Source organism: Pseudarthrobacter quantipunctorum, from assembly GCF_045291495.1.
GTDB lineage: Bacteria > Actinomycetota > Actinomycetes > Actinomycetales > Micrococcaceae > Arthrobacter > Arthrobacter quantipunctorum.
Map to the genome: position 1 here is coordinate 3,337,339 of NZ_CP148033.1, position 24,868 is coordinate 3,362,206.

A 24,868-nucleotide genomic window follows, 5' to 3' on the forward strand; every position below is an offset into this window, starting at 1 on the left:
TCTTGTTGTCCCGGGAGTTAGGTCGATAGAGCTAGGTGCGGTAGATGCTGATGGAATGGGCCTCGACGAGGTCCTTTTCGCCGGAGGCAACCCGGCCGCCCTGGCGCAGGTCGTGCAGCGGCGAGGTGGTCAGGCGGAGCTCGAACATCTGCGGGTGGGTGCCTTTTGCGGTAACTCGGGGCAGGGTGATCTGGACGTCTGTGTTGCTGCCGTTCACCACCATCAGGCCGGCGAGGGCGCCGTTGTCGGATCCGAGCAGGAGCTGCACCACCCGGTGGTGGGGATCGTTCCAGCGTTCCATGGACATGGGATGGCCGTCCTGGTCGAACCAGTGGAGGTATGACTGCTCGTCCCGGACCGGGAAGTCGTGTGGCTGCGCGGCGAGGAACTCCTTGCGCAGGCGGATGTAGCGTTTGGTGCTGCGGAGCATTTCGTGGGATTCCGGAGTCCGGGTCCAGTCCAGCCAGGCGATGGGGTTGTCCTGGCAGTAGGCGTTGTTGTTTCCCTGCTGGGTGCGCGCCAGCTCATCGCCAGCGGTGATCATGGGCACGCCCAGGGAGATGAGCAGCGACGCCATCAGGTTGCGGCGCGACTGGGCCCTTTTGGCCAGGATGCCGCCGTCCTCGGTGGGGCCTTCGACGCCATGGTTGAAGCTGCGGTTGTCGCCGTGCCCGTCCCTGTTCTCCTCGCCGTTGTCCTCATTGTGCTTGCGGTCGAACGAGACGAGGTCATTGAGCGTGAAGCCGTCGTGGGAGGTGATGAAATTTACCGACGCCAGGCGGGAGCGGCCAGAGGCCTGGAAGAGGGCCGCGGAGCCGGACAGACCGTCCGCGAGCTTGGCCAGGGAACCGCCGTGGCCCCCCGCTTCCAGGGCAGCCCGGTCAGCGAGCCAGAAGGACCGGAGCGCATCCCGGAAGTGGTCGTTCCAGTCAACCCAGCCGCCCGGGAACCGCCCGGTCTGCCAGCCGCCATAGCCCACGTCCCAAGGCTCGGCAATCAGTTTGACGTCCGAAAGGACTGGATCCGCAGCGATGGCGACGAGGAACGGGTGCCGGGGGTCGAAGTCATTGGACGCGTTCCGGCACAGCGTCACGGCGAGGTCGAAGCGGAAGCCGTCGATGTGGAACTCATCCACCCAGTACCGAAGGGAGTCCAGGACCATCTGGACCACGCGTGGTTCACCGAAGTTCAGGCTGTTTCCGCAGCCCGTGGTGTCCACGTACTTTCCGTGTCCGTCCGTCCGGTAGTACGCCTGCTCTCCCAGCCCGCGGAAGCTGATGGTCTGGCCGTCGGGACCGCCCTCGGCTGTGTGGTTGTAGACGACGTCGAGGATGACTTCCAGCCCTGCGGCATGGAGGAGTTTGACCATTCCCTTGAACTCGTCCTGGACGGCCTGCGGGCCGGCTTCCTGGGCTGCCCGGGTGGCGTAACCGGGGTGCAGGGAGAAGAAAGCCGCCGTGTTGTAGCCCCAGTAATTGGTCAGTCCCAGGTCCTGCAGGTGGGGTTCATCCAGGTGGAAGTGCACCGGCAGCAGCTGGACCGACGTGATTCCCAGGCTGGTGAGGTGCTCGATGATGGCAGGGTGGGCCATGCCGGCGTACGTGCCGCGCAGTTCCTCCGGAACATCCGGGTGGAGCATGCTTTGTCCGCGGACATGTGCCTCGTAAATGATCGTGTTGCGCCACGGCAGCCTGAGGCGTTCGTCTGTTCCCCAGTCGAAGTCCCCCGCCATGCGCACGCTGGTCAGGAAGCCATCGCGCTGGTCCACGGCCCTGCCGTACGGATCAAGCAGCAGCGGCTGGCCGCCGTCGTCATCAACGTCCGCGGTGGGCACGGCAAAAGGCAGCGACTGCTCGCTGGACGCCGCACGGAAACCATAGCGGGATCCGTACGGCAGGTCCTCAACGATCCCGTGGTGGACCCCATGCGTGACGTTGGGCAGCGACTGCAGCTTCCATTCCCCGCCAGGGGCGATATACGCGATTTCCAGGCTGGAGATACCCGGCGCATAGCAGGCCACGTTGGCACGCCCGCCTGCCCGGTGGCGTGAGCCCCCCGAATCAGCGCGCGGAACACTCACACCGAGTGGAACGGCCGTGGAGGCGTCCATGGTGGAAGCAGTGTCGAAGAGCGGCATGACCATCACCTAAATATTAGCCGCCAGCGGCACGTGACCTGCCCGGACGCCTGGGTTGCGCCGGGTACTGCTCAGCGAAGCGGGCACTGCAGTTGGCAGTATCCGCCGGCTCCTATCTGGCTGCCCGCTGCCGGGAGACCTCGTAGAGCGAGATGCCCACGGCCATGGAGGCGTTCAGCGATTCCATGGCGGAGTCAATGGGGATGGACACGATCTGGTCGCAGTTCTCGCGGACCAGCCTGCTGAGGCCCTTCCCCTCCGAGCCCACCACGATGCACACGGGTTCGGTGGCAAGCGTCAGGTCAGGCAGGGAAACATCGCCGTCGCCATCCAGGCCCAGGACGAAGATCCCCATGTTCTTGAACTGCTTCAGCGCGTTGTTGAGGTTCGACGCCCGGGCCACGGGCACGCGGACAGCGGCGCCGGCACTGGTCTTCCAGGCCGACGCGGTCACACCCACGGAGCGGCGTTCGGGGACGATGACGCCGTGGCCGCTAAAGGCGGAAACCGAGCGGATGATGGCGCCGAGGTTGCGGGGATCGGTAATGCCGTCCAGCGCCACGAAGAGTGGCGCGTTGCTGACATGGCCCTTCTTCCACTTGTCAACCGTTTCTTCAGCGAGTTCGTAGGCATCCTGGTAGTCGTACGGCGGAATCTGCAGCACCAGGCCCTGGTGCACGGCGTCATCGGTCATCCGGTCAAGTTCGGGCTTGCCGGTTTCCATCAGCGGGATGCCGCGTTCAGCGGCGAGCTTCAGGGATTCCTTGACGCGATCGTCCATCTCGATGCGGATGGCGACGTGCAGCGCCTTGGCCGGGATGCCGGCGCGGAGCGCCTCCACTACCGAGTTGCGGCCGGTGACGACTTCCTCGGTGGCGCGGCCCTTGGGTCCGGACTTGGCCGCTCCCGCACTGCGGGCTCCCGGGTTGCGCTTTGCTGCGGAGCGCTCCGAGAGCTGCTTGGCCTTGTGCGCCTTGTGGTAGGGGCGGTCCTCCGCTTTGGGCGTGGGGCCCTTGCCTTCCAGGGCCTTGCGGCCGTGGCCACCGGTCCCGATGGTTGGGCCCTTCTTCGCTTTAACCGATCGGCGACCATTGTTGGCCATTGTGTTCCACCCTTGATTGTGCTGACTGAGTCTGCCTACCAGTCTACTGAACCAGGAAAAATCGCCTGCTCCGGGCTCCGCGGTTGCTTGTGGACTGCCCGGTCAGTCCCGCTTCAGGCTCCAGGTGGGACCCTCCGGTCCGTCCTCCACAACCACTCCGGCGGCGGCCAGGGTGTCCCGGATGGCGTCCGAGGCGGTCCAGTCTTTATCGGCGCGGGCTGCGGCGCGGGCTGCGAGCTGGGCTTCTATGAGGACTGACAGCGCAGCTGATTCCCGCGTGTCCGCCACGGAGCCGGAAGCGACGTCGTTCAGGCCCAGAACGCGAAGCATGTCATGGACGTGGTGCAGGGCCTGCCGCGCTTCCTCCAGCTTCCCTTCGGTCAAAGCAGTATTGCCGGACCGGACCGTTTCGTGAAGCACGGCCAGGGCCTGCGGCACGTTGAGGTCCTCGTCCATGGCGCGTTCGAATTGTTCCGGCACCGTCCCGTAGGTGGCGAAGCTGTAATCGACGCCGCCGGACAGCGCCCGCACCGCACGGCTGATGAACCCGTCAACGCGTTCGACGGCGGCCGCTGCCTCCTGCAGGGAGGTGGGACGGTAGTCCAGGACGGAGCGGTAGTGTGCCTGGCCCAGGTAGTACCGGACCACGCGGGGGGAGGCCACTTCCAGCATTTCAGCGGGGCTGATGGTGTTGCCGATGGACTTCGACATCTTTTCGCCCTCGTAGGTCACCATGCCGTTATGCATCCAGAAGCTGGCGAACGGGTGGCCGGCGGCCTGGGACTGGGCCATCTCGTTTTCGTGGTGCGGGAAGCGCAGGTCAAGGCCACCGCCGTGGATATCGAACTCGGTGCCGAGGTATTTGGTCACCATCGCAGAGCATTCCAAGTGCCAGCCCGGCCGGCCGGCGCCCCACGGGGAAGCCCAGCTCGCCGTCGTCGGTTCTCCTTCTTTGGACCCCTTCCACAGGGCGAAGTCGCGCGGGTCCTTCTTCCTGTTGCTGAATTGGACCTCAACGTCCGGCGCCGCCTGCATGTCATCGATGTTCTGCCGGGTCAGTGCGCCGTATTTGCTCCAGGAACGGACATCGAAGTACACATCTCCCGAGCCGTCCGGGGCAGGGTAGGCGTGGCCGCGGTCGATCAGCTGCTGGATGAGGGCGTGCATCTCGGGGATGTGTCCGGTGGCGCGTGGCTCGTATGTGGGCCGGGAGACACCGAGGGTGTCGTAGGCCTTGAGGAACTCCTGCTCGTAGCGGTAGGCCAGGGCCCACCATTCCTCTTCCCGCACCTCCCCTGGTTCCGGCTGGAAACCCTGGGCGAAGGAGGCCTCGGACTTGGCCAGGATCTTGTCGTCGATGTCCGTGACATTCCGGACCACCGTGACGCGGAAGCCGCGGTAGGCGAGCCAGCGGGTGAGCTGGTCGAAAGCGATGGCGGAGCGGATATGGCCCACGTGGGGCATGCCCTGCACGGTGGCCCCGCAGTAGTAGAGGCTGGCCTTGCCCTCGACGAGGGGCACGAAGTTCCGGACTTCGGCGGAGGCAGTGTCATAGAAGCGCAGGGTCACCGCTCCAGATTAGCTGATGGGAAGGGGCGGCCTTGGATACACCAAAGCGGTGGCCACCGCCGAGATGCCTTCGCCCCGGCCCGTGAATCCAAGGTGGTCGCTGGTGGTAGCCGTGACACTCACCGGCGCGTCGGCGGCATCGCTCAGGACTTGCTGCGATTCCTCCCGGCGCGGACCGAACTTGGGCCGGTTGGCAACGAACTGGACGGCGATGTTGCCGATCTCAAACCCGGCTGCGCGGACAATCCGCGCAGCCTCGGCCAGCAGCGTGGTTCCCGCGGCGCCGGCGAACTCGGGCCGGTCCGTCCCGAAGTGCGTGCCCAGGTCACCCAGTCCTGCGGCGGAGAACAGCGCATCCGCGGCCGCATGCGCTACGGGATCACCGTCCGAGTGCCCTGCGAGGCCGCGCTCGCCCGGCCACAGCAGCCCGCCAAGCCATAGCGGACGGGGCTGGTCCTCGGCGGCGTAGGCGTGCACATCCAGGCCAATGCCGGTGCGGGGGATGATCATTTCGGCACGTTCCATTGCTAGCCTTCCACCCAGCGCGCACCCAGCGGACCCTCCAGGAGCCCTTCGGCGAAGATCAGGTCCAGCGGAGTGGTAATTTTCAGGGACTGGGTGGACCCCCTCACAACGTGGACCGGGATCCCGAGCATTTCCACGAGCATTGCGTCATCGGTGACGGCTGCTGAGCTTTTCTGGTCCAGGCTGCGCGCAGCCTCGTGGGCTTTCAGTAACGTCCCAAGGTGGAACCCCTGGGGTGTCTGCACCGCACGGAGTTCCTCGCGGGGCGCTGTTCCGGTCACAACCTCCGGCGCCAGGCTGGCGTCCTTCCCCGTGGTGGCAGCAACGGTCTTAACGGTGTCCACTACCGCGACGGCGGGAATGACGGCTGCGGCGCCGGCAGCAAGGGCGTCGGTGACGCGGTGGAAGACGGACTCGGGCGTGAGGGCGCGGGCGGCGTCGTGCACCAGCACCGCTTCAATACCGTCCATCAAAGCGGCCATCCCGGCGCGGACGGAATCTGCCCGGGTGGCGCCGCCATCCACAATGGAAAGGAGCGGACCGCCGTCCGCCAGTTCCTGCCGGAAATCCTCGCACAGCCGGCGGAGCGTGTCCTCTCCGGGGGGCAGCGCGACGCACACCTGGCTGCCGGTTCCGGACGCGACAATGCCGCGAAGGGCATGCATCAGGATTGGCTCACCGCCCAGCGGGACCGCTGCTTTGGGGATGCCGTAGCCCAGCCTCTGCCCCGAACCTGCTGCCACCAGGATCACTGCAGTGACCGGGCGGGTGGGTGTTTCGCTCATGCGGACTAGCCTACGTCCCTGCGGGCCGCCGGCGCCTGAACACCGGCGGGTGAATCTTCAGGGGCATGATTTTGGGCAAAAAGAAGCCCCGGCGCCACTTGGGTGACACCGGGGTTCAATTCTTAGGAAGCCAGGACCTCGTCGAGAACGCTTGCAGCCTTCTCCTCGTCGGTCTTCTCAGCCAGCGCCAGTTCTGAAATCAGAATCTGCCGGGCCTTGGCCAGCATTCGCTTTTCGCCTGCGGAAAGGCCCCGGTCGTGATCGCGGCGCCACAGGTCGCGGACGACCTCGGCAACCTTGATGACGTCACCGGAAGCAAGCTTCTCCAGATTTGCCTTGTACCTACGTGACCAGTTGGTGGGTTCTTCCGTGAACTCAGCACGAAGCACATCAAATACGTGCTCCAGGCCTTCCTTGCCCACTACGTCCCGAACCCCAACAAGGTCAACGTTCTCTGCTGGAACTTCAATGGTCAGATCACCCTGGGCCACCTTGAGCTTGAGATACATTTTCTCTTCGCCCTTGATGGTGCGCATCTTGATTTCTTCAATCTTCGCAGCACCGTGGTGAGGGTAAACTACTGTCTCGCCGACCTCAAATACCATGTGGACATTTCCCCTTTCCCGCTGACCAGTTTATCACGATTCAGGCATATGACCGGCCGGGAAGAGGGCCGGGAACCGCAGAAATACGCGGAAAGTGGGCCTAATCAGACCCCCTCACCCCCTTGACGAACGCAGATAATAGTGCATGCAGCGGGCTGGCGGAAGGGTGATGTGACAGCGCCGAATCCTCGTTTGGCGTGCTTTGCGGATAGGCTATGCGTGATTAATGTTTCAAGACTCTTGAGGAGTACGCGACGTGCGTTTCACTGCGATGACCCGGGCCCAGCGCGGCAAACTGGCACTGACGGCAGCCGCCCTTGGCGTAGGCCTGTTGACCTCGGGCTGCGGGTACACCAATTCCCAGCAGACGACCGCCCGGTACCAGGCGTCTGACGGCATCATCGCCGACCTCGGTCCGCTGGAGCTCCGCAACATCCTGATCGTCTCCGCAGGCGAGGACCAGCCGGGCCGCCTGATCGGCGCCGTCTACAACTCCTCCTCCCAGGACGTGACCCTCACGGTCAACGGTGCGGAAGGGTCGCAGACCGAAATTCCGGTCAAGGCCAACGACTACACCCTGCTTAACGAGAGCTCCGACGAAGCCATCCTCAGCACCACCGGAGGAATCCCGGGCTCGCTCGTCGACGTCGAGATCAGCGAAGACGGCACCAACGTCAGCAACACGGTGAAGGTTCCTGTGCTGGATACCACGCTGCCCGAGTACCAGGAGTACCTGCCGGCCGGAAGCACTCCTGCGCCCACCTCCGCCAGCCCGTCGCCGTCGGAATCCGAAGAAGCCGCCGGTGGCGACGGCCACTAGCCAGCAGGGCTGACCGCCAAGCATTGAAGCAAACAAAAGGAGGGGCCTGGCGGCCCCTCCTTTTGTTTGCCATTCTCCGCCAGCTTCTGCCGGTCCGGCAGCTGCCGGGAACTGCGTGCTTACGGCTCGAACTTGTACCCCAGGCCCCGCACGGTGACCAGGAACCGCGGCGCTGAAGGATCCGGCTCGATCTTTCCGCGCAGCCTTTTGACGTGGACGTCCAGGGTCTTGGTGTCCCCCACATAGTCCGAACCCCACACGCGGTCGATCAGCTGGCCCCGGGTGAGCACGCGGCCGGAGTTGCGCAGCAGCATTTCCAGGAGCTCAAACTCCTTCAGTGGCAGCAGCACCTGTTCCCCGCCAACGCTGACAACGTGGCGTTCAATGTCCATCCGTACCGGGCCCGCCTGCACGGTGGAAGAGACGAGCTCCTCCGGTTCGCCCTGGCGCCGCAGCACTGCCCTGACCCTCGCCACGAGCTCGCGGGAGGAGTAGGGCTTGGTGACGTAATCGTCGGCGCCAAGCTCCAGGCCCACCACCTTGTCGATTTCGGCGTCCTTGGCTGTCAGCATGATCACCGGCACGCTGGACCGCTGGCGGAGCTGGCGGCACACTTCCGTGCCGGAGAGTCCGGGAAGCTGCAGGTCCAGCAGCACCAGGTCCGCGCCGTTCCGGTCGAATTCTGTGATGGCGTCCAAGCCGTTGTCCACGACCTCCACCTCGAATCCTTCCTTGCCCAGCAAGTAGGAGAGGGGATCGCTGAACGACTCCTCATCCTCGACAATCAAGATCCTGCTCAAGCTTTTGCTCCTCGTTCTGTTGCGCCGGCGGCGCCGGGTCCTTGGGTGACAGGTGGCTCTTCCAGGCTGTGCCGGGCCGGTCCCGGGGCGGCTGCAGCGGCATCCTGTTGTTCCCCGTCGTCCTGGCCTTCCATTTCGGGAAGCCGGAGGGTGAAGGTGGATCCCTGCCCGGGCTGGGACCACAGGGTTACCTCACCGCCGTGGTTGGAGGCGACGTGCTTGACGATGCTCAAGCCCAGGCCGGTGCCGCCGGTATGGCGCGAGCGTGCCGAATCCACCCGGTAGAAGCGTTCAAAGACGCGTTCCTGGTCCTCGGGGCTGAGTCCCTCGCCCTGGTCCGTCACAGAGATGGAGACCAGGCCCTCCCTGCTGCGCACGCCGATCCCCACCCGGGTGTTTTCCGGGGAGTAGCGGATGGCGTTGTCGATCAGGTTCCGGAGCGCGGTCACCAGCAGGTCCTGGTCGCCGAAGACTTTCGCCTCCGTCCGTCCGCCCACGACGATCCGGATGTTCTTGCTCTCCGCCGGAAGCTGCGACCGGTCCACAGCCTCGGCTATGACGGCGTTGACGTCAACCGGCCTGCCCTGCTGGGCCACACTGGCCCCCTGCAGCCTGGACAGCTCGATGATGTCCTGCACCAGTGCGGCCAGCCTGCCTGACTCCTTGTGCATGCGTTTGGCAAAGCGCCGGACGGCCAGTTCGTCATCCGCCGAGGACTCAAGGGCTTCGGCGAGCAGGGAGATGGCACCAACGGGGGTCTTCAACTCGTGGGAAACGTTGGCTACGAAGTCGTTCCGGATCTCTTCCGTCCGGGTGATCTCGGTGCGGTCATCCGCAAGCAGCAGGATGTATTCCTCCCCGAGCATCGCGGCCCGGACCTGGACGATGATGGTTCCCTGGCCGAGGGGGCCGCGGGGAAGCTCCAGTTGCTTCTCCAGGATGACACCGTCCCGCCGGACGCCGGCCGTCATGTCCAGCAGTTCCCTGTGGACTACAGTATGGCCGCGGACCAGGCCGTACGCGTAGGCTGCCGGGCTGGCACGGACCACGCCGTCCACGGCGTCCACCACCACAAAGGCACGGCCGACGACGGCCAGCACCTCGGCGGCGCCCGGCGGCAGCGCCGGTTCTTCGGCGTCCACGTCCAGGAGCCGCCGCTGCCGCTCGCTGACCCGGTAGGCGAGCACGCCGAACGTGCCGAGCGCCAGGCCGACGAGGCCGGCCACCAGGCCGATGAACATAGGATCCACAGCTCCACCTTATGCTCTGGAAGACGCTGATCGGCGCGTCCAGGCCTCCTCCTGCGACGGTTCAACTAACGTTCACCTTCACGGGCCTCGCCGTTCACCCGGCGCTGGCACACTAGCTAGTTGGAGTGCCGATTGGCGACGCGATTCCCGCTGCCCGGACCGGGGCCGGCGGGAGTTACAAGGAAAGGACGCCCACGTGCGTAAGGTTTTTCAGGAAGAGCTGACCCAGGTCGGTGACCAGCTCGTGGAGATCTCCCGGCTGGTAAGCGAAGCGATGGACAAGGCCACCACGTCCTTCGAAGTGGCGGATGTGGACCTGGCGCAGGACGTCATCGCTGCGGATGCCCGCATCGACTTCCTGCAGAACAGCCTCGACGAGCGCGCCATCGACATCCTGGCGCTGCAGGGGCCGGTGGCCAGCGACCTGCGGATGATTGTCGGATCGCTGCGGATGAGCGCATCGCTGGAGCGCATGGGCGACCTTGCCCGGCACATTGCCCAGCTGGCACGCCTGCGCTACCCGTCCACCGTGATTCCGGCGTCCATGACCGGCACCTTCAAGCGCATGGCCGAACTGGACCAGGAAATCGCGGACAAGCTGACTGTCCTCCTGGAAACCCGCGACCTTGAGGTGGCAAGGGACATCCTGAAGGCCAACACGGCTATCAATGACCTCCACCTCAGCGTCTTCAAGGCCATCGCAACACCTGAGTGGAAGGAATCGCCCGCCACCACGGTGGATGTTGCCCTCGCCAGCCGCTACTTCGAACGCTTTGCGGACCATGGGGTTTCAGTGGCCCAGAAGGTCACCTACCTGGTGACCGGCGCCTGGCAGCCCACCGGCACAGAACACAGCTAAAACCCGGGAGTTTTTGTCCAGGTACGGCGACTTCCGCGGCCCGGAAGCCTGCATATCTGGACAAAAACTCTTGCGGGAATTAACGACGGCGGGTTGGTCACCTCAGGTGACCAGCCCGCCGTCGTAATTCCTGCTGATGCGTTATTTCCTGCCAGGGTTATTTCTTGCCCTGGTTCGCTACCGCCAGGATGGCCTGTTCCGCGGCTTCCGGATCAAGGTAGGTGCCGCCCGGCTTGATCGGCTGGAACTCCTCGTCCAGGTCGTACACCAGCGGGATGCCGGTGGGGATGTTCAGGCCGGCGATGGCTTCGTCGCTGATGCCGTCCAGGTGCTTGACCAGGGCGCGCAGGGAGTTGCCGTGGGCCGTGACCAGGACAGTCTTGCCGGCCTTGAGGTCCTCCTTGATGTCCGACTCCCAGTACGGCAGCAGGCGGACCAGGACGTCCTTCAGGCATTCGGTGCGCGGGAGGGCGTCACCCAGGTCCGCGTAACGGGGATCGTGCGCCTGGGAGAACTCGGAATCGTCGTCCAGGGGCGGCGGCGGGGTGTCGTAGGAGCGGCGCCATTCCATGAACTGCTCTTCGCCGTACTCGGCGAGGGTCTGGGCCTTGTCCTTGCCCTGCAGGGCGCCGTAGTGGCGTTCGTTCAGGCGCCAGTCGCGCTTCACCGGGATCCAGCCGCGGTCAGCCTTGTCCAGGGAGATGTTGGCGGTGTTGATGGCCCGCTTCAGCAGGGATGTGTAGAGGATGTCCGGGAGAACATTGTTCTCAACCAGGAGCTCGCCGCCGCGTGCTGCTTCCGTACGGCCCTGGTCGTTGAGGTCTACGTCCACCCAGCCGGTGAACAGGTTCTTGGCGTTCCATTCGCTGTGGCCGTGGCGCAGCAGAATCAGCTTGTAAGTCATGAATTTCATCCTAGCCGAGCGCTGCCGCAGCCTGCCCAGCGTTACAAGCCCGACCCGTGGCGCGCCACGTCCGGCTGCAGGGATATGGTGGGGCCGTGGTGCAAAAGGCTGAACGGGTGACTGCCCCGCAGATTTCCGGCAGGAACAGCACCGGCAGGCCGGGCAAACCGGTGGGCAACATTACCCGCGGAACCACCAATCCCAACCGGATGCGTCGGGTTGACCGCTGGCTGGCCGGGCCCCAGTCGTGGCGGCTCCGCAACGCCGCCGACCCCCTGGTGGTGGACCTGGGCTATGGCGCCACGCCCGCCACCGCCGTCGAGCTCTTTGAACGGCTTTCCGCCGTTCGCCCGGATGTGCGGGTCTTCGGAGTCGAGATTGAACCGAAACGCGTCCGCGCCGCCCTCCCCCTGCAACGGCCTGGCCTGAACTTCCGGGTAGGCGGGTTCGAACTGCCCGTGCCGGGACGGCCGGTGCTGGTGCGCGCGTTCAATGTCCTGCGGCAGTACGAGGAAGCGGACGTTGCCGGCATCTGGCGGCTGGTTCAGGACCGCCTGGCCCCGGGCGGCCTGTTCATCGACGGCACCTGCGACGAGATCGGGCGGCGTGTCACCTGGGTGGCGCTCGACGCCGATGGGCCGCTGTCCCTCAGCATCTCAGTCCGGTTCGGCAGCTTCGACATGCCCTCGGACGTTGCCGAAAGGCTGCCCAAAGCCCTGATCCACCGCAACGTTCCCGGCGAACCGGTCCACGCACTGATGCAGGCCATGGACCGGGCATGGCTGGAATGCGCGCCCCTGGCATCCTTTGGAAACAGGCAGCGGTGGCAGGGCATGTGCCGGACATTGCGGGACGCCGGCTGGCCGGTGCAGGATGGGCCCGCCCGGTGGCGGCTCGGCGAACTCACGGTGGCTTGGGACGCCGTCGCGCCCCTGGCGTAAGGGCCTATGCGGGACGGGCTTTCTGTAGGCAGGGAACCGTGGTCCGTCCTAAGGTGCAGTCAGGCCGGCCGCTGGTTCACCAGGGGCCGTACGGGCCGGTGTTGCGGCTGCCGCCCCGGCCGGCGTCCTTCACTGCCGGCCGCACGTCCGCAAGGTAGACGGACGCGGCGACGACGGCCGCGAGGCCGAACAGGCCCAGGGTGCCGAAGAAGCCTCCCCCGCTGCCGAAGAAGGAGATGACACCGATCAGGGCCGCCCCGCCGGTCAGGGCCAGCCAGAAAGTCTTGGTCCTTTTGCCCGTGGCCTCGAACGCGTTGGCACGGTGCCGGGCGCAGTCGACCACTGCCCAAAGCTCAAGCCCAAGTGCCACCAGGGCCAGAATAAAGAACACTGCCTGCTCTACAGGCCGAATAATCAGTTCACCGTCCACAAGCCCAGCCTAGCTGCCCAGCGAGTCAAGCGCCCGCTTCAAATCGGCCCAGAGGTCTTCCACGTTCTCGATTCCCACACTCAGCCGCACCAAGTTCTCCGGGACGCTCGCCGGCTCGGCGGTGTGCCGCCGTCGTCGTTCAATGAGGGACTCAACACCGCCCAGCGACGTCGCAGGCAGCCATAGCTGCAGGGCGCGGACGAGTTTGTCAGCGGTGTCAGCCCCGCTCAGCCCTCCTGCAGGGGCCACCTGCACGCAGATGATGGAGCCGAACCCCTTCATCTGCACCTTGGCGCGCTCATGGCCGGGATCCTCGGGCAGGCCCGGGAAACGGACGGATTCAAAGGCCGGATGCTTGCTGAGCCGTTCCGCCAAAACCATGGCAGAGGCCTGGGACCTCTCTATCCGCAGCGCCAGGGTCCGCAGGCCGCGCAGCGCCAGCCACGCTTCGAACGGCCCGGCGATTCCGCCATGGATAGTGCGGTGGTGGAGCAGCGCGGAGCGGATGTCCGGGTTGGCTGTCACCAGGGCTCCAAGGACGACGTCGGAATGGCCCGCCAGGTACTTTGTCACCGAGTGCAGGACGACGTCGGATCCCAGCAGCAGGGGCTGCTGGACGAGGGGCGTGGAGAAAGTGTTGTCGGTGACGACGATGGCGCCGACAGCGTGCGCAGCGTCAGTCAGTGCGGAGATATCGGCAATGCCGAGCATGGGATTGGTGGGGCTTTCAAGCCACAACATGGCAGCCGGGCGGGCCGCCGGTCCCCCCGGCGCAAGGGCCTCCCTGACGGCGGCAGTGTCGGCGATGTCAACGGTGCGCAGTTCAATGAAGCCCTTTTGGGCCAGTTCCGTGGCCATGACCAGGGACCCCGAATAACTGTGCGCGGGCATCACCAGCACTCCCCTGGCGGGAATCAGGGAAAGGGCCGAACTGACCGCCGCGAGCCCCGATGCGTAGAGCAGACCCGGCAGCCCGGAACCTTCAAGCTGGCCGAGCGCCTCTTCGAAAGGGTCCCAGGTGGGATTCGAATACCGGCCGTACCCACGGTCGCCATCCCCGAGCGGGCCGGAACCAAAATATGTGGAGGAAAGGACGATCGGCTGGTTGACCGGCTGGTCCCGTTCCCTCAGGGGACGCCCGGCCGCAACCACCATTGTTTCGGCTGACAGCGCCGCGGCCTGCTGTTCGGAGAGACTCATGGTGAAAAGCGTACTGTCCGTCGGCAGTCCGCCGGAAAGCTGTTACCCCAGTTGGCCCTGCCTTGGTCCACAGGCCCAATCGGATTTGTCAGCGGGGATCGGTAGGCTTGATGGGTGAGCAAACAAAGGGCCGGGCTTTTCATCGCGTTTGAGGGCGGCGACGGCGCCGGCAAATCAACGCAGGCTGCCCGGCTTGCAGAAGCCCTTCAATCACAGGGCCGCACCGTCCTGCGCACCCGTGAGCCAGGCGGAACTCCCATCGGCGAAAAACTGCGCTCACTGGTGCTGGACCACGGCCACGGCCACATTGATGCCCACACGGAAGCGCTCATCTTCGCCGCTTCCCGGGCCGCGCACGCCACCCAGGTCATCCGGCCTGCCCTGGAACGCGGCGAGATCGTCCTGACCGACCGGTACATCGATTCGTCCGTCGCCTACCAGGGAGCCGGACGCGGACTGGGCGAAGACGCTGTGCGGTCGCTGAACGAGTGGGCCACTTCCGGCCTGCAGCCCCACCTCACCGTCCTGCTGGATGTCGATCCTGCCGTTGGCCGCCGCCGCCGTACTGCCGGCGAGGCTGCCGAGGACCGGCTGGAATCCGAAGCTGATGACTTCCATGCCCGGATCCGCGATGCGTTCCTGCACTTGGCACGCAGCCGTCCGGAGTCCTACCTCGTGTTGCCCGCCCATCACTCGGTCGGGGAACTGGCGGAACAGATTCTCAAGCGGGTGGAAAGCCTCCTGGCCGCGCACCACGGCGTCCCGGCAGACGTTCCCGCCCATGCTCCCTCTGTGGGTGGCCACCCGTGACCGTGTGGGACGACCTGCAAGGGCAACCCGCCGTCGTCGAACAGCTCCGGCAGGCATCCAGCGGTGAGGGGCTCACCCACGCGTGGCTTTTCACCGGCCCGCCAGGCTCCGGGCGCTCGAATGCGGCGAAGGCTTTTGCCGCGGCACTTAACTGCGACCAGGACGATGTCAGCCAGCGCGGGTGCGGCCGCTGCCCCGCTTGCCTAACTATCCTGGGCGAGACCCACTCGGACGTGACGTTTGTCCGGACGGAGAAGGTCACCATCACCATCGACGAAGCCCGGGAACTGGTGGCCACCGCCGGGAACAGGCCCTCGACGGGGAGGTGGCGCATCATCGTGGTGGAGGATGCGGACCGGATGGCGGAGCGCACCACGAATGTCCTCCTCAAAGCCATCGAGGAGCCCACCCCCCGGACCGTTTGGATGCTGTGTGCCCCGTCCCCGGCGGACGTCCTGGTCACCATCCGCTCGCGCTGCCGCAGCGTGGCTTTGAGGCTTCCGCCTGCCGCCGACGTCGCTGCCCTGCTGGTAAAGCGCGACGGCGTGGAGCCGGGTCTCGCTGAGCGCGCGGCCAGGGCGGCGCAGAGCCACGTGGGCATCGCCCGGCGGCTGGCCCGCGACCCCGCTGCCAGGGAACGCCGGCTGGAGACTGTGCGGTTCCCGCTCGGCCTGAGGGGCGTTACCGCTGCGGTGATGATGGCGGACAAGCTGGTCAAGATCGCCACGGCAGAGGCCAACAGTTCCAATGAAGAACGGGACGCTGCGGAGAAGGCCGCACTGCTGGCGACGCTGGGTGCCCCCGAGTCCGGGACACTGCCGCCCGCCATGCGCAGCCAGGTAAAGCAGCTGGAGGACGACCAGAAGCGGCGGGCCAAACGATCCATCACGGATTCGCTGGACCGGACCCTGACCGATCTTCTTTCCTTCTACCGTGATGTGCTGATTATCCAGCTCGGGAATGCTGTGGAGCTCGTAAACGTTGAGCTCAGGGGTGAATTGGAGGAGTTCGCCCGCCGTTCCACGCCGGAGTCAACGCTTGCCCGGATGGATGCCATCAACAAAGCCCGCGAACGCATCACCACCACCAACGTTGCACCGCTGTTGACCATTGAGTCCATGGCAGCCAGCCTGATCTAGTCCTTCAAGGAGACCCGATGACTGCCCGCCCCCTGCCCGTACGCCCGCGATCCGCGGCGGTTGGCGTCCGTGCCCTCGGGGCCATGGCCCTGGCCATGGTTCTGGCGTCCTGCAGCCTCCTGAATGGTGACGACCGCAGCCAGGAGGCCGCCACTGCCAAGGCCGACCCGTCCATCGTGGCATCCGCGCCGGCAGGGCTGGAGGAGTTCTATTCGCAGGAGGTCGTCTGGGAACCCTGCGAGGCCGAGTTCCAGTGCGCCAGCGTGACGGTGCCCATGGACTACGACAACCCAGGCGGCGAGACAATCCAGATTGCCGCGCTGAGGGCTCCCAGCACGGGAAAGAAAACGGGCAGCCTCCTGGTCAACCCGGGCGGTCCGGGCGCTTCCGGGTACGACTTCGTGAAGGATGCGGCCGGAACACATTTCTCGCAGGCTGTGCGGGACTCATACGACCTTGTGGGTTTTGACCCGCGGGGCGTGAAACGCTCAGCTCCCGTCACGTGCATGACCGACGCCGAACGGGATGCCTCCCGGGCCAAGATTTACGATCTCGAAACGGACTCAGGCCTGTCTGCCGTTTTGGCCGACAACAAGGCGATTGCAGCCCAGTGTGAAGAGCAGACCGGTCCGGTGCTGGGGAACATCGATACTGTCAGTTCCGCCAAGGACGTGGACATTCTCCGGGCTGTGGTCAATGACCCGAAGCTCAACTACCTTGGCTACTCCTACGGCACCTTCCTGGGCTCAACCTACGCTTCGCTGTTCCCCGGCAATGTGGGGCGAATGGTGTTGGATGGGGCGCTGGACCCCTCCATCAGCAACGAAGAGCTGACCAGCGGGCAGGCACGCGCCTTCGAGAAGGCAATACGCGCCTACGTTGCCAGCTGCCTCGGACAGGACGGATGCCCCCTGAGCGGGGATGTGGATTCCGGTGTCCAGCAGATCCGCGACCTGATCGCCGCAGTCCAGCAGACGCCGCGGACAGCCAAGGACGGGCGGGTAGTGAACGCCACCATGTTCGTCAGCGGGCTGATCACGCCCCTGTACAACGACCAGAGCTGGCCCGCCCTGACCCAGGCCCTGGAAGCGGCAATGACGGGAGACGTCAGCCTCATGCTGCGGCTCGCAGACCTGGGGGCTGACCGTTCTTCCAACGGAACGTACACGTCCAATTCGACGTTCGCCTTCAACGCCATCAACTGCCTTGACTACCCAATGGAGTCCGATACCGCCGCCATGCGGGCAGAGCAGCAGCGGCTGATGCAGGACTCCCCCACCTTCGGGTATTTCTTTGCGTACGGAGGCACCAACTGCGTCGACTGGCCGTATGAAAGCGTGCGCACGCCGTCGCCCGTGGAATACGACGGCGACTCCCCCATTGTCGTCATCGGCACCACCGGCGACCCCGCCACTCCGGTGGAATGGGCCTCATCGCTCCGCAAGCAACTGGGCAACGCAGCGCTCCTCACCTGGGAAGGGGAAGGCCACACCGCGTACGGCCGGTCCAACAGCTGCATTGAGGATGCCGTTGACAGTTATCTGGTGAGCGGCCAGGTTCCTGCCGACAACACGGTGTGCTGAAGGCCTCACTCCGCTACCGCCGCCCATTTTGACCCGGGCGCGGGGACTCTATTACAGTTGACTCTTGCATGAAGCGCCCGGTTCAGCCGGAGATTCGTGCGGTGCTTCCTTAGCTCAGTCGGTAGAGCGTTTCACTCGTAATGAAAAGGTCATCAGTTCGATTCTGATAGGAAGCTCGGGATAAACCCCCTAGAAACCAAGGTTTCTGGGGGGTTTTTCGCTGGTTAAGGGGTCGACCGGGGCCTACCACCATTTCCTGAGCGCCCAGCCGTTGTTCGCGCCGTCCCCGTCCCCGCCATCCTTGCCGCAGCGCAAACAACGCTTGTACAGGCCTCCGTCTTCGGTATGTTCGACGTGCCACTGGTGGCGGATATTCAACCTGCACCGCAAGGCCTGGATCATGGCGGACTCCGATCATTGGTTGCAGCGCCTATAGCTCCCATGATGGCCCTGCCGCCCCGGCGATAGTAGGGGCAATCGGTGGGACCGCGGGAGCCTTATGCCAGCGGCCTGCCAGACATCCAGGCGATCGATGCAGGAGGCGCTGCCCAGCCGGCTCCGCATCCGCCTGGAGAGGCACGGCTAGACTGGCGGAGTAAGGACGGATTGGGGGATCCAGGGCGGCATAGTGCCGCCGTTCCGCTGGTCGGTCACCGCCAGTGAGACCAAGGATGACCGTGACCTTCTTCCAGGACTTTCCGATCCCGCCGTCAGCGCCCCGGCCGCCCAGCACCAGGTTCGTGCCGCCGGCGTGGACCGCTCCACCCGCCTACGAGCTTCCAGTGGCCGTCCACCTCGGCCAGTTCCTGCACCGCAGCCCCCGCATGGTGGTGGCCGTAAGGAGCGCCGAGGTCTATTCCACGGGTTGCTCGTTCAACTTGTCCTGGGTCTTCCGGCGGGGCGACGAGAACGAGGATGACTGGGCGGACAAACATTCCCTGTTCTTTCAACCAGGGATGGGCATCCGCCGCGGCACACGGCTCCTCTCCGGGCTGATGCTCGGCGTGGAACTTGCCGACGGATCCAAAGCCAGTACGGGAGCCCATGGTCCCCACGGGTTCATGGGCAGCACCGAGGAGCCGGAACCCCCAACCCTTGCCCTGAACGGCGGTGGCGGCAGCGGCGCGGACAACGAACTGGCGGGCACCGGAAGCGCCTGGCTCTGGCCCCTGCCTCCCGCCGGGAACCTTCGGCTGCTCGCCCAGTGGATGGACTTTGGCCTGGCCGAAAGCTCGGTGGTGCTGGATGGCGGGAAACTTCGGGACGCCGCGGCGGGCGTGCAGCAGTTCTGGGCGGACGGTGACCAGCCGTGACATCCCCGGATAACATCGTCCTGAACCTGGTCTTCGCCGCCATCTTCTTCTATGTCCTGTACGGCGTCATCCGTGCCGCCGTACGTGACGGCATAGGCCAGGCGGAAGACCGGCGCCGCGTCCGGGAGGACAACGGCGGTTCGGGCCAACCGGGTGAGTACAGGTAGGCAGATCGCCGGCGCCTAAGATGGCGAGCATGGAAGACGAGGTTCTTGCGGAGGTCGCCAACCAGCTCTACGCCAAACCGCTGGACGACTTTGTGGGGGCCAGGACCACGGCAGCGAAGGAAGCAGCCGCGTCGGACAAGGAGCTGGCGGCAGCGGTCCGGGCACTGCCGAAGCCGTCAGTGGCCGCCTGGGCGGTGAACATGCTGGCCGTGCACCAGCCGGACGTCCTGGCCCAGCTGACGGAACTCGGTGGCAGAATGCGTGCGGCACAGGCCTCGCTGGATGCTGCGTCGCTCCGTGACCTGGGACGTGAGCGCCGCACGTCGCTCTCCGCCGCAGTCGAGACCGCCCGTTCGGTGGCCCAGGAAAATGGCCGGGCCATCAGCGATGCCATGGCAGGCGACGTTGAGGAGACGCTTCGCGCGCTGACAGCCGATGAGGGAGCAGCAGCGGCCGTGCGGAGCGGGCGCCTGCTCAAGACATTGCTGGCAGACGGCGTGAACGCCGTCGACCTGGACGGCACCGTGGCAGTCCCTTCGGTCCTGCCGCCCGCTGCAGCGGCTCCCGCCTCCGTGCCAGCGGCCTCCGCCGGCAGTCAAGCGCGTACGACGGCGGCAGCGCCGCAACAGCGCAAGCCAGCAAAGCCGCGGCTTGAGGCAGTCCGGCAGACTCCGCGGCCCGCGTCACCGCCCGCGCTAGAACGGGCCCGGGCTGCCCTTACCGAAGCGCAGGCAGCAGAGGCCGGGACAGCCCGGGCGGCGCGGGAGCTGCAGGACCAGGCCAACGACATACGGACTGAGATTGCGGAACTCCTCCAGGAGACTGCAGATCTTCGTGCCCGGCTGAGGACCGCCGAAGAGCAGCTGGAGCGCTCAAAGAAGAGGCTTGCGGCCACCGTTGCCGAGGCAAAGCAGGCGGTGCGGGCAGCGGACAAAGCCGGGCGGACGGCAGTCCTTGCCCAGGAACGGGTCCTTCGGCTGGGCAACACGCGGGACTGATTCCCGTAATTGTCAGACCCCGGTTGCAGACTGGATTCATGGAAAAGCAACTGGTACAGGAATTTCACGTCACGTACTTCGACGCCGACTGCGGCCGGGCACGGGCTGAGGCCTTTGACACCCTGGCAGAGGCGGAGCGCTTCGCCAGCCGGCACTGCGCCGGGGAGGACAGCTGGGCTGTCGTCGACGCCGTGGCCATAGAGCAGATCCGCACAGCCGCCTAATACCGTTCCCGCTTAAACGCAAAGCGCCCTGCCTGTACAGAACAGGCAGGGCGGCAGTGCACGGCTAAAGCCCTGGCGTGGGCGCCGTCCGGCGGCTACGCGAAGTCAGAAACAGCCGGGTCCGCGCCGATTCGGCCTTCGCCGTTGGCCGAGCGGTCAAGGGCATTGATGGCCTCGATGTCGTCTGCGTCCAGGTTCACCTCAAGCGCCGCGTAGTTTTCCCGGATCCGGGATTCCGTGACGGACTTGGGAATCACCACGTTGCCGATAGCCAGGTGCCAGGCGATGACCACCTGGGCAGGCGTGGCACCGTGCTTGGCGGCAATGGACGCCACCGTGGAATCCTCGAGCAGCTCGCCACCCTGGCCCAGCGGCGACCAGGCCTGGGTCAGGATGCCCTTCGAAGTGCCAAACTCGCGCAGTTCGCGCTGGCTGAAGTACGGGTGCAGTTCGATCTGGTGGATGGCCGGGACAACGCCCGTTTCGTCGATGAGCCGCTGCAGGCCCTCGGTGGTGAAGTTGGACACGCCGATGGACTTGACCCTGCCGCGCTTCTGAAGCTCGATCAGCGCCTTCCAGGTGTCCAGGTACTTGTCCTGCTTGGGCTGCATCCAGTGGATCAGGTACAGATCCAGTGTCTCGAGTCCCAGCCTGTCCATCGACGCCTCGAAGGCTGCCAGGGTGGACTCATAGCCTTGGTCAGCATTCCAGAGCTTGGTGGTAATGAAGAGCTGCTCCGGGGAGAGGCCGGAACTGGCGATGGCCCGCCCCACGCCTGCCTCGTTGCCGTAGATCTTGGCGGTGTCGATGTGGCGGAAGCCTGCTTCAAACGCCTGCCGGACCACCTTTTCGGCGACGTCGTCCTCAACCTGCCACACGCCGTAGCCAAGCTGGGGAATCGTGTTTCCATCATTGAACGTCAGTGTAGGTGAAAGAGTCATTCGACTATCCTGCCAAACACCGCAGCCCGCCAAGAGGGTATTGGCCTGAAGTAAGCCAGGCGCTTAACCGGGAATATCCGCCTGCCGCTGCCCGGAGCCCTCCTCATCAAGGTGGCGCTCGGCGTCGGCCACCTGCTGGAAGACGGACTCGGCCCGGCGCCGGACGGACGCCGCACCTACCGGGACCGGGCCCGCGGCGAGCCGAAGCATGGCGGCTGCCTCCGCCGTTGTAGCCAATGAGTTGCCAGCCTTGGACAGGGCACGGTGCACGCCGGCCAGGTCAACCGGAATATCCAGGCCTTCGTTGGGTGAACGCCGCTGCGCCTCCATGCAGACCAGCCGTACCCTTTCGAGGAGGCCCGCCAGCTCGTTGGCGATCTCGAGCAGTTCACCGTAAAGCTGGTCGTCCTCCACACCTTCAAGGACCTGGTGGAAGCGGTCCAGTCCCCGCTGGAAGCGGTCGTGGGCGCGGCGCCACAGCCCCTTCCCCAGTTCCGCATCATCCTTGCGCCCCTGCCTGGCGGCGCTGAAAAAGCCCAAGCGCACCCTTACAGGTATTGTCCGGGACCGTGGTCCGGGTCGTCCCGCTGGCCGGGCCGGGCGGAATTGCCGGAGCGCGAACCTGCGGTGGCCCTCTGCGGCTCACCGTTTTCACCAATGACCACGCCGGGGGCGATCATCGTTCCGGGCGGAAGCTGGCGGAGCTGCATCTGCGCAGCCGCGTGTTCGCGGGCTGCGTGCTGGGCGGCGATGGCCGTCTGGATGCCGTGGAACAAGCCTTCAAGCCACCCGACCAGCTGGGCCTGGGCTATGCGCAGTTCAGCGTCCGAGGGAGTGCCGTCGTCGGAGAAGGGAAGGCTGATCCTGTCCAGTTCCTCCACGAGCTCCGGGGCCAGTCCGTCTTCCAGCTCTTTGATGGAGCGCTCGTGGATTTCAGCCAGCCTGCCGCGCGCAGCCTCATCCAGGGGCGCCGACTTCACTTCCTCCAGGAGCTGCCGGATCATGGTTCCGATCCGCATCACCTTGGCCGGCTCATCCACCAGGTCCTGCAGGCTGCTCCCCTTGGGCTTCATGCCCTCCGGAGGGCCTGGCTGGGCGTGCATGGGCGGCTGCCGGTCGTCGATGGGAGTGCCTTCTACCGGGAGGTCCTCAGCTGACTGAGTGTCTTGTGGATCGCTCATGCGTTCATACTCTCATGAGCGATCCACCCGTGACCCACCGGATGAACCTGCCTGGCGGTTTGTCCGCTGCAAGCTCAATCAGCAGCACCGGCCCTGCGGATTGGTGTCCTGGCGGTCAGTCCGGTCGCGCCAAAATTCCTTCTCCGTGAGCGGTGCCGCCCCGTGCCCGGCCGCCCTGTGGTGCTCCAGGTACTTGGCGTACGCGTCCGCGCCCAGGACGCCGCCGAAATACCTGGCGACGCCGCGGACGCCCCGCGTCAGCACAGCCAGCCGCGCCGCCATTAGTGGTGGCCGCCCTTTTCGAACCTGAGCTCCGCCGGCACCTTGTCCCACTCAGCCATCAGTTCGCGTTCGGCGGGTGTGGGGATAAGCCCGGCAGGGGCGAAGACCCTGGACGGAAGGGCCGGGTCCTCATTGTCCTTGACGGCGGTGCCGTCCGCGCGGTTGCGGAAGGCCTTGACCGTGGCGAGCAACGCCGTCGCAATCACTATGATGCTGAGCACCACGAAGATCACGGAGAGCCAGCCCTGGATGGCCGTGTTCCGAACAACGGCCTCCATGGCCGCCACGGATTTAGCTGTGCCGAACTCCGTCTTCCCGTCAGCGAGGGCCTTGCTGAAGGCCGCGTTGTTGGCGAAGTAGCCCACCGCGGGGGTGGACGAGAAGATTTTCTGGTAGCTCGCGGTGATGGTCACCACGGCGGCGAACGCCAGCGGCAGGGCAACAATCCAGAGGTACTTGAACGTGCCGCGCTTTGCCACGATGGCCAGGCACACGGACAGGGCGATTGCGGCCAGCAACTGGTTGGCGATGCCGAACAACGGGAACAGTGTGTTGATGCCGCCCAGCGGGTCCGTGACGCCCATCAGCAGCACCGCGCCCCACGCTCCCACCATGATGGCGGTGCAGAGCCAGGCCCCGGGACGCCAGGAGTGCTCCTTGAACTTGGGGACAAAGTTGCCGATCGAGTCCTGCAGCATGAAGCGGGCAACTCGTGTGCCGGCATCCACAGCGGTGAGGATGAAGAGGGCCTCGAACATGATGGCGAAGTGGTACCAGAACGCCATCATGGCGGTGCCGCCGATGAACTGCTGCATGATGTGCGCGAGGCCAACGGCAAGGGTGGGAGCGCCACCGGTGCGGGAAACGATGCTTTCCTCACCCACATTGGCTGCCGTCTGGGACAGGAACTCGGGGGTGATGTTAACTCCGGCCAGGCCCAGGCTGTTTACCCAGGTGGCTGCTGTTTCCACCGTCCCGCCGGTCAGCGCGGCCGGCGAGTTCATGGCGAAGTACAGGCCGCGGTCGATTGAGATGGCGGCCACCAGTGCCATGATGGCCACGAATGACTCCATCAGCATGCCGCCGTAGCCAATGAAACGGGTCTGGCGTTCCTTTTCCACGAGCTTCGGGGTGGTGCCGGACGAGATCAGTGCGTGGAAGCCGGAGAGGGCACCGCAGGCGATGGTAACGAACAGGAACGGGAACAGGGCCCCGGGGAACACTGGCCCGTTGTCCCTGCTGGCGAATTCGCTGAAGGCGGGAACGGTGATTTCCGGTCGGACCACGATGATGGCCAGCGCCAGCATCACGATCACGCCGATCTTCATGAATGTTGACAGGTAGTCCCTGGGTGCCAGGAGCAGCCAAACGGGCAGGATGGCGGCGATGAAGCCGTAGACGATGAGCCCCCACGCGATGGTGACCTTGTCCAGGCTGAAGATATCGGCGCCCCACGGGGTTTCGGCCACGATGCCGCCGCCGACGATGGCCGCCATCAGGAGGACGAAGCCGATCAGCGACACTTCCATGACCTTGCCGGGCCGCAGGTAGCGGAGGTAGACGCCCATGAACAGGGCGATGGGGATGGTCATGCCTACGGAGAAGACACCCCACGGGCTTTCACCCAGGGCATTGACGACGACGAGGGCCAGGATGGCGACGATGATCACCATGATCAGCAAGGTGGCGATGAGGGCAGCAGTGCCGCCGATCACGCCAAGCTCCTCGCGGGCCATTTGTCCCAGGGACCTGCCGCCGCGCCGCATGGAGAAGAACATCACCAGGTAGTCCTGGACGGCACCGGCAAGAACGACGCCGATAATGATCCAGATAGTGCCGGGCAGGTAGCCCATTTGGGCCGCGATGACTGGACCCACCAGCGGTCCGGCGCCGGCGATGGCGGCGAAGTGGTGGCCGAACAGGACGTTGCGGTCAGTCCTGACGTAGTCCTTGCCATCGGCCTTGTACTCTGCGGGGGTGGCACGGCGGTCGTCAGGCCGGGTGATATAGCGCTCGATGACCTTTGAATAGAAGCGGTAGCCGATGAGGTAGGTGCACACCGAGGCAAACACGAACCAGATGGCGTTGACGGTCTCGCCGCGGATGATGGCCAGCATGAACCACGCCAGGCCGCCCAGCAGGGCGATGCCGGCCCACAGCGCGATCTTCGCCGGCGTCCATTTCCGGTCTTCTGCCTCGCGGACCTCCTCATCGATGGCTGTCGGGGGCAGGGCCGGGTCGGTGGCCACCACGCCCCTTTCCCCGGATGCATTCCTCCGTTGATCAGGCGTTTCGGCCATGTC

26 protein-coding genes and 1 tRNA gene are annotated in these 24,868 nt (G+C 65.5%); 11 read left to right on the forward strand and 16 right to left on the reverse strand.

Annotated features, from left to right (window positions below):
* Window positions 1-31 precede the first annotated feature (31 nt).
* From glgX to WHH00_RS15120, 6 genes are all read right to left on the reverse strand, one after another.
* On the reverse strand, window positions 32-2,143 hold the full coding sequence (gene glgX, locus WHH00_RS15095; protein WP_406634019.1) for a glycogen debranching protein GlgX: 2,112 nt from the start codon (window positions 2,141-2,143) through the stop codon (window positions 32-34).
* Window positions 2,144-2,249: 106 nt separating this feature from the next.
* Window positions 2,250-3,239 carry a 23S rRNA (guanosine(2251)-2'-O)-methyltransferase RlmB gene (gene rlmB / locus WHH00_RS15100; RefSeq protein ID WP_406634021.1) on the reverse strand — a complete coding sequence of 330 codons (990 nt, stop codon included), beginning with the start codon at window positions 3,237-3,239 and terminating at the stop codon, window positions 2,250-2,252.
* 102 nt (window positions 3,240-3,341) lie between these two features.
* Entirely contained in the window at window positions 3,342-4,808 is a 1,467-nt protein-coding gene (cysS, locus tag WHH00_RS15105; protein ID WP_406634023.1) for a cysteine--tRNA ligase, read from the reverse strand.
* A gap of 9 nt (window positions 4,809-4,817) precedes the next feature.
* Window positions 4,818-5,333 carry a 2-C-methyl-D-erythritol 2,4-cyclodiphosphate synthase gene (ispF, locus tag WHH00_RS15110; protein ID WP_374201029.1) on the reverse strand — a complete coding sequence of 172 codons (516 nt, stop codon included), beginning with the start codon at window positions 5,331-5,333 and terminating at the stop codon, window positions 4,818-4,820.
* A 2-nt stretch (window positions 5,334-5,335) separates the two neighbouring features.
* Entirely contained in the window at window positions 5,336-6,118 is a 783-nt protein-coding gene (gene ispD / locus WHH00_RS15115) for a 2-C-methyl-D-erythritol 4-phosphate cytidylyltransferase (RefSeq protein WP_406634025.1), read from the reverse strand.
* A gap of 122 nt (window positions 6,119-6,240) precedes the next feature.
* Complete coding sequence (locus WHH00_RS15120) at window positions 6,241-6,723, reverse strand: CarD family transcriptional regulator (protein ID WP_011690592.1); 483 nt, start codon at window positions 6,721-6,723, stop codon at window positions 6,241-6,243.
* 256 nt (window positions 6,724-6,979) lie between these two features.
* On the opposite strand from WHH00_RS15120, the gene WHH00_RS15125 reads away from it, so the two are divergent.
* On the forward strand, window positions 6,980-7,543 hold the full coding sequence (locus WHH00_RS15125; RefSeq protein ID WP_374201030.1) for a hypothetical protein: 564 nt from the start codon (window positions 6,980-6,982) through the stop codon (window positions 7,541-7,543).
* 119 nt (window positions 7,544-7,662) lie between these two features.
* Here the strand turns inward: WHH00_RS15125 and WHH00_RS15130 are convergent, their stop codons facing one another.
* Window positions 7,663-8,343: a response regulator transcription factor gene (locus WHH00_RS15130; protein ID WP_066273817.1), complete on the reverse strand. Its 681-nt coding sequence runs from the start codon at window positions 8,341-8,343 to the stop codon at window positions 7,663-7,665.
* On the reverse strand, window positions 8,340-9,584 hold the full coding sequence (locus WHH00_RS15135) for a sensor histidine kinase (protein ID WP_406638632.1): 1,245 nt from the start codon (window positions 9,582-9,584) through the stop codon (window positions 8,340-8,342). Before WHH00_RS15135 ends, WHH00_RS15130 begins: the two co-directional genes overlap by 4 nt.
* Window positions 9,585-9,789: 205 nt before the next feature.
* Between WHH00_RS15135 and phoU the strand changes: the two genes are divergently transcribed.
* A complete protein-coding gene (gene phoU / locus WHH00_RS15140; protein WP_406634030.1) occupies window positions 9,790-10,452 on the forward strand; it encodes a phosphate signaling complex protein PhoU in 663 nt (220 codons plus the stop codon).
* A 157-nt stretch (window positions 10,453-10,609) separates the two neighbouring features.
* Here the strand turns inward: phoU and WHH00_RS15145 are convergent, their stop codons facing one another.
* Window positions 10,610-11,356: a phosphoglyceromutase gene (locus tag WHH00_RS15145; RefSeq protein WP_406634032.1), complete on the reverse strand. Its 747-nt coding sequence runs from the start codon at window positions 11,354-11,356 to the stop codon at window positions 10,610-10,612.
* 95 nt (window positions 11,357-11,451) lie between these two features.
* Here WHH00_RS15145 and WHH00_RS15150 point away from each other — a divergent pair, with 95 nt between their 5' ends.
* On the forward strand, window positions 11,452-12,297 hold the full coding sequence (locus WHH00_RS15150; protein WP_406634034.1) for a class I SAM-dependent methyltransferase: 846 nt from the start codon (window positions 11,452-11,454) through the stop codon (window positions 12,295-12,297).
* Window positions 12,298-12,373: 76 nt separating this feature from the next.
* Here WHH00_RS15150 and WHH00_RS15155 read toward each other — a convergent pair whose 3' ends face one another.
* Both WHH00_RS15155 and WHH00_RS15160 read right to left on the reverse strand, forming a co-directional pair.
* The gene (locus tag WHH00_RS15155) at window positions 12,374-12,727 is read right to left on the reverse strand and encodes a DUF2516 family protein (protein ID WP_102976875.1); all 354 of its coding nucleotides are present in this window, start codon (window positions 12,725-12,727) and stop codon (window positions 12,374-12,376) included.
* Between the two features lie 9 nt (window positions 12,728-12,736).
* Window positions 12,737-13,927, reverse strand: a complete 1,191-nt coding sequence (locus tag WHH00_RS15160) for a trans-sulfuration enzyme family protein (RefSeq protein ID WP_406634036.1) — start codon at window positions 13,925-13,927, stop codon at window positions 12,737-12,739.
* Between the two features lie 114 nt (window positions 13,928-14,041).
* Here WHH00_RS15160 and tmk point away from each other — a divergent pair, with 114 nt between their 5' ends.
* The 8 genes from tmk (at window position 14,042) to WHH00_RS15200 (ending at window position 20,161) form a co-directional block, all read left to right on the forward strand.
* Complete coding sequence (gene tmk / locus WHH00_RS15165; RefSeq protein WP_406634038.1) at window positions 14,042-14,737, forward strand: dTMP kinase; 696 nt, start codon at window positions 14,042-14,044, stop codon at window positions 14,735-14,737.
* Complete coding sequence (locus WHH00_RS15170; RefSeq protein ID WP_406634040.1) at window positions 14,734-15,876, forward strand: DNA polymerase III subunit delta'; 1,143 nt, start codon at window positions 14,734-14,736, stop codon at window positions 15,874-15,876. Before tmk ends, WHH00_RS15170 begins: the two co-directional genes overlap by 4 nt.
* A gap of 17 nt (window positions 15,877-15,893) precedes the next feature.
* Window positions 15,894-17,459 carry an alpha/beta hydrolase gene (locus WHH00_RS15175; RefSeq protein ID WP_406634042.1) on the forward strand — a complete coding sequence of 522 codons (1,566 nt, stop codon included), beginning with the start codon at window positions 15,894-15,896 and terminating at the stop codon, window positions 17,457-17,459.
* Between the two features lie 103 nt (window positions 17,460-17,562).
* A tRNA-Thr gene (locus tag WHH00_RS15180) sits at window positions 17,563-17,635 on the forward strand.
* 501 nt (window positions 17,636-18,136) lie between these two features.
* Window positions 18,137-18,772 carry a hypothetical protein gene (locus WHH00_RS15185; protein ID WP_406634044.1) on the forward strand — a complete coding sequence of 212 codons (636 nt, stop codon included), beginning with the start codon at window positions 18,137-18,139 and terminating at the stop codon, window positions 18,770-18,772.
* Window positions 18,769-18,939 (forward strand): hypothetical protein, encoded by a 171-nt coding sequence (locus WHH00_RS15190; protein ID WP_406634046.1) that lies wholly within the window; start codon window positions 18,769-18,771, stop codon window positions 18,937-18,939. The genes WHH00_RS15185 and WHH00_RS15190 overlap by 4 nt, the downstream gene beginning before the upstream one ends.
* A gap of 29 nt (window positions 18,940-18,968) precedes the next feature.
* Window positions 18,969-19,937, forward strand: coding sequence for a hypothetical protein (locus WHH00_RS15195; RefSeq protein WP_406634048.1), 969 nt, complete (start codon window positions 18,969-18,971; stop codon window positions 19,935-19,937).
* 38 nt (window positions 19,938-19,975) lie between these two features.
* Window positions 19,976-20,161, forward strand: coding sequence for a hypothetical protein (locus tag WHH00_RS15200; RefSeq protein WP_406634050.1), 186 nt, complete (start codon window positions 19,976-19,978; stop codon window positions 20,159-20,161).
* Between the two features lie 95 nt (window positions 20,162-20,256).
* Here WHH00_RS15200 and WHH00_RS15205 read toward each other — a convergent pair whose 3' ends face one another.
* From WHH00_RS15205 to WHH00_RS15225, 5 genes are all read right to left on the reverse strand, one after another.
* Window positions 20,257-21,102, reverse strand: coding sequence for an aldo/keto reductase (locus WHH00_RS15205; RefSeq protein ID WP_406634052.1), 846 nt, complete (start codon window positions 21,100-21,102; stop codon window positions 20,257-20,259).
* Window positions 21,103-21,165: 63 nt separating this feature from the next.
* Complete coding sequence (locus WHH00_RS15210) at window positions 21,166-21,642, reverse strand: hypothetical protein (RefSeq protein WP_406634054.1); 477 nt, start codon at window positions 21,640-21,642, stop codon at window positions 21,166-21,168.
* A gap of 8 nt (window positions 21,643-21,650) precedes the next feature.
* On the reverse strand, window positions 21,651-22,283 hold the full coding sequence (locus WHH00_RS15215; protein ID WP_406634056.1) for a bacterial proteasome activator family protein: 633 nt from the start codon (window positions 22,281-22,283) through the stop codon (window positions 21,651-21,653).
* 78 nt (window positions 22,284-22,361) lie between these two features.
* Window positions 22,362-22,565, reverse strand: a complete 204-nt coding sequence (locus WHH00_RS15220; protein ID WP_231457563.1) for a YbdD/YjiX family protein — start codon at window positions 22,563-22,565, stop codon at window positions 22,362-22,364.
* Window positions 22,565-24,865 (reverse strand): carbon starvation CstA family protein, encoded by a 2,301-nt coding sequence (locus WHH00_RS15225; protein WP_406634059.1) that lies wholly within the window; start codon window positions 24,863-24,865, stop codon window positions 22,565-22,567. The genes WHH00_RS15220 and WHH00_RS15225 overlap by 1 nt, the downstream gene beginning before the upstream one ends.
* Window positions 24,866-24,868: the final 3 nt, after the last annotated feature.